Source organism: Sphingomonas sp. CFBP9019 (genome assembly GCF_034045155.1).
Lineage (GTDB): Bacteria > Pseudomonadota > Alphaproteobacteria > Sphingomonadales > Sphingomonadaceae > Sphingomonas > Sphingomonas aerolata.
In genome coordinates, this window is record NZ_JAXCWK010000015.1 from 1 (window position 1) to 4,555 (window position 4,555).

Genomic DNA, 4,555 nt, shown 5'->3' on the forward strand with positions numbered 1-4,555 from the left:
CGTGGCGCTCCCGTGACGTACCTGTCCCATACGGCTTCCTTCCATTCCAACGAAAGGATCGCACCATCAAACCGTGGGATCAAACACCTAGGCGATCGGAGTTGCCCCGGTAACCGCATGGAGCCCGCTCAAATGCTATACCTCGAAGGCCTTGATGCAAAACCTGCGATTTTATCACGGATATCCGGCATTGGTGGATTGCCGACGTTACCTTACGAGCGGCCTATTCCGCAGGCTGACGGTATTCGAGCGGAATAGGTTTGAAGATAGCAGCTGACGCGCATCCTAAAACCAAGCCAGTCAGGACGAACGGGCTGAAGGCAGCATTGCCTCGGATCATCTCGATCGCACCGGTCACGGCAAGCCAAGTGACAACTAGCAGAAACAGCCTCGCGAAGAACATTCGGAGTCGTGGATGCATCCGATTTTTCAGGCGCGTAGTCCAACTCGACATCAATAGCTCCCGTTCTTGCAAGGACATGTCATACGCCGGCCACATCCGCAATTAAGCGCTTCCCGCCTGTCCGCTCTGGGGTCCGCTTTGCCGACAGCGAATGTCGCGACCTAGTAATGAGCGGACCGTCCGTTTTCGGGGGCTAATAGGAAAGTAACGCTGTTTTAGCGGCCTTCCTTCCGGCAACCAACAAAATCAAAAAATTGCCTGTCGAGGAAGGCGGTGTCTTTGGAACCCGCCGCGTCCCGGAAAAGCATATGAGCCGGAGCAGGTTCTCCCCGCTTCGGAACGTGATTGATCAGATTATACATGATATCGGTTCCGATATATTGCCTGTTTCCGTATGGACGAGGCCCCCCATCCGGACTTGGCGGCTGCCAGCCTTTGGCGATAACGTCTTCCGTAGACGCAACATTTTGGAGCCCGTTCGAGCCACCGTTCCACGGCAGCCACCAAAAGGTCTTCCTTAATTCCTTATGCTGGACTGCTATCGCAACATGGCTTGGCCAATCTGGACCGCTGTCGACTGGGCGAAAGTAGGCAGTTACGCTTGGATCGTGGCGCAAAACATAGTGTGCCTGCTCAACGGGACAGGTAGCTACCGTAGCCGCCGCAAGTGCTAACATGCCAATCATTGCGACAGTCTCCGCCTCTAGTCTTATGTCATTGTAGCTGATGAATGAGTGTCGGCAATCGTGACCGCCATGAAGACGGATACGAACGGGTGTAGGCGGAAGCGGAATGACCGGGATTGGCGGAAAGCGAACGTTTCGTTCTAGTTATTCGGTAACACTGATTAACCCTCTGGTAGCAACACCACTCTAGGTGATTGATTGCTGATAAAGGGGAATATAATACGATGAGCGGTTCGGTCTCGAGAGATCGACGCAAGGTTGGCGTCGCATCCGCTATAATCCTTGCGTCATCTGCTGTCGTGTCGTTCGTGAGTCTGCTTGTCTATGCGCAAGGGCTCCCGGAATTACCAATAACCTCCATAGTGATCCTAGCGCTCACCACATTGTTCACGGTAGCAGCCGCCACTTGGCTGGGTCGTAAAATCTGGATCGCAGGCAGTAGATGGCCTGCAATGGCGCTGCTGGCATGGTCCCTCATGAAACAGATCAATCCGGACTTTCTATACCCAAACGCGCTGCCAAAGCTCCTTTATGTCGTAGCACTCGTGGGAGCCATAATGGTCCTAGTTCCCGCTAACGCAATAAAATCCGGGGATGTCCGTTAGTGGACGTCCGCGGAACGGCCAGAATTTGGTGGAAAGCAGACCTTCCGTTTTGCAGGCCGGACCCCAGGAAACCGGCCGAACGGGTATCCCAGATGCATCAATATTTTGCATCGCCGAAGCCCGCGGTTTCCTGCCGTTCTTCGGCTGATGCGCAATCCGTGAGTTCTGCATCAAGGATGACCGACTGCGGCGAAAAGCGGACATTGCTTCCGATCTAAATCGGCTTACGCTTAGCTGATGCGCTGCTTCGATGTCCTGCTCGCGCTCGCCGCGACTTTGTCCTCGTCTGCGAGCTTAGCTTGTAGTTGTGCGTATCCAGAGACCTTGTCGGCAGATCAGCTCCGCACCGCAATGAATGACCTCTCAGTCGTAGGTTATGGAAGCATCTACGCCATCGAGTATCCGGCCGCTTGCCGGATCGCGCCACTGCGTTGGTTCAATGCTGCACTCGGTAGACGTGTACCAGTCGTACATAAATTGCTCTTACGAAAAGTGTTATGGGGGCGGTCAGCCAAGAGGGTTGACGTCGTGCAGTATCAGCAGGCGATGTGGTCCTCATGCAAACCGCTAGGTAGTGCCGCGTGCCAACCGAAACTACCGTCTGGGGACGCGCTCTGGCCTCTTCGTCGCTCAGCAAATGGAGAACACGCCTATGCTGGTCGATGCGGGATCATGCTTGCTACCTACGCTCTTCGGCTCAACCCAAAGATCGTGGTGGCGGACATCTACTGAAGGGCCAATTGGCCGATATGCGATAACCTCGTTGATGCAAAACTTTTGATTTTTGCATTACGAATGGCCGGGATGGGAAGGAAAGCGGACTGGCGGCTCTCGGGAGGACAGACGAATACCTGCCGTTAGATACACGATACGATAATCTGTTTGGCTGCATCAACGGCGGATGAGGGATTTACTGCTCACGATCTGGTTTACATGGCAGGCAATAACGTCTCCGTTTTATCCAGACTCCGTGAAGATCAAAAAAGCTCAGCAGTGGCTTAGTGACCATCTGCGTGTCGGCGATCGACTTACTTGGGGCCACTACTGTTGGATGCACTGCCCAGTCGACTGAGCATGGAAGGCGATCGCAAGCTTCTCGGTCTCGCCCAAGGCCTTGCGCCACTTAGCTTCATCGCCCCCGACGGCGCCGATGATTACTTGGACCAAGAGGTTGCGCAGTTCGTAGGGGTGTGGACACTGGCCATAAGACGAAGATGGCGGGCCGGGCCGCATTAGTCGAGGATGATCCCATCGATAAGGGTGGAGCGACATACGGACGAACAAGAACGCTGTCGCTCCGGTATGATGACGGATACGCTGAGTCGTAACCCTATGCCCCTTGCCATGCTTCGTCAGTATACCGCCGGTGCGACTTTGCACGTTGTCCGCCGCATAGATACCCAATCGGTTAGCCGCAGATGGAGCGTTCAGTGAACCCGTTGAAGTTCGTCGTTTTCATCATCTGGACAGTGGGGTTCGTGCTCGGCGGCCTTATCGTGCTATCCATCTCCACGATGGGCGACTGTTTGGAAGGCCCGAAGCATGCGGCATGCGTGATACTGACGAAGAGAACTTTCTGGGTGATAGCAACCATCGAAGTAGTGGTTTATGTCAGATTGACGTGGTCTTTGTTTCTGCAAAGCGGGCGCAACCGGTAGGCAAGTAGCGGTTCGGTTTAGGCTCCCCACTCTAGACCTTCTTCGTCCGGATAGAAGGCGTGGGGGTCGTAAACTGGCCTAACTGCGGGACGCATGGGTCGAGGCTGCGCAGGCGGGGGAACATCAGGGACCAGGTCGGGCAGGGTAGCGTACGCAAAGTTCACTTTCGTGTAGTGGCCCCAGTTAGCTGCCATCAGCTTTGCGGTGGCGCAGAACGACCCAGCTCACCGCCAAAGATAACAGCCATGCTGGGAAGGCGCTAAGCAGCAGGCCAGGCCCTGGCGGTATCATATCTTGCAAAGTATCAGGTTGGCGCCAAGGCCACGGCCACGAGAGCGCCAGACCATAAAGCACCATAGCTCCAGGCACGACAGAGCCTGCTATAACGATCCAGAGTACACGATTATTACGGACGAGCCGAGAAACCCGGAGCGAAATCGCTACGATCGCCGTGATGATCGATGCTGGAATTGCAAGCATCAGAACGTAGGCGGTGATAAATAGGACTGCACCCATTCGAGGAATCAATCTCATCTGCGGGCTTCTGGCAAGCACTGCTTCGTCCGCCCGCAAATGGCTGCTTCGGGCATTAGCTAACCAGCTATTTTGCCCTCCGCCGATGCAAAACTTTTGATTTTCGCATCACGAACGGCGGCTTTCGGGATCGGCGGGACAAGCCTCGAATGACCGACTTTGGGCGACTGCGGAACGACTGCTTTTCGAATGCCACAGTTCAAACTGAATGCACCTAGCAATCCAGAGTAAATGCCCGCCCGGAAAAGCCATGCCACCCCGTGCCCGTTCTCTCCTTGGCCATGATGGCCACGGAGAGAAAGCTATGGGTACGTCAGAGTTCGATCCAATCGCAGGCAAACGCCCCCCTGGAACGGCGGGCGCAAGGTGGGTGCCAAGCGTGCGCTCAAGCCGCGACAGGTCTGGGCCATTCGCTTCTTCCTCGATCAGCACCAGCGACTGCGGGATCGAGCGTTGTTTGACCTCGCGATCGACAGCAAGCTGCGTGGTTGCGATGTGGTGAGGATGAGGATCGGCGATATCGTCCTTGGTGGCCATGTCCGAACCCGTGCGATCGTCGTTCAGGCGAAAACAGGTCGGCCGGTGCAGTTCGAGTTGATGGCGGACGCCCGAGCAAGCTTGCTGGCATGGCTGGAGAGGCGAGGTGGTTCGCTTGCCGACTATGTCTTT

General features: G+C 55.5%; 1 pseudogene. It reads left to right on the forward strand.

Annotated features, from left to right (window positions below):
* Positions 1–4,252: 4,252 nt before the first annotated feature.
* Positions 4,253–4,555, forward strand: a pseudogene (locus tag SOM18_RS19365) (integrase); the annotation flags it as partial.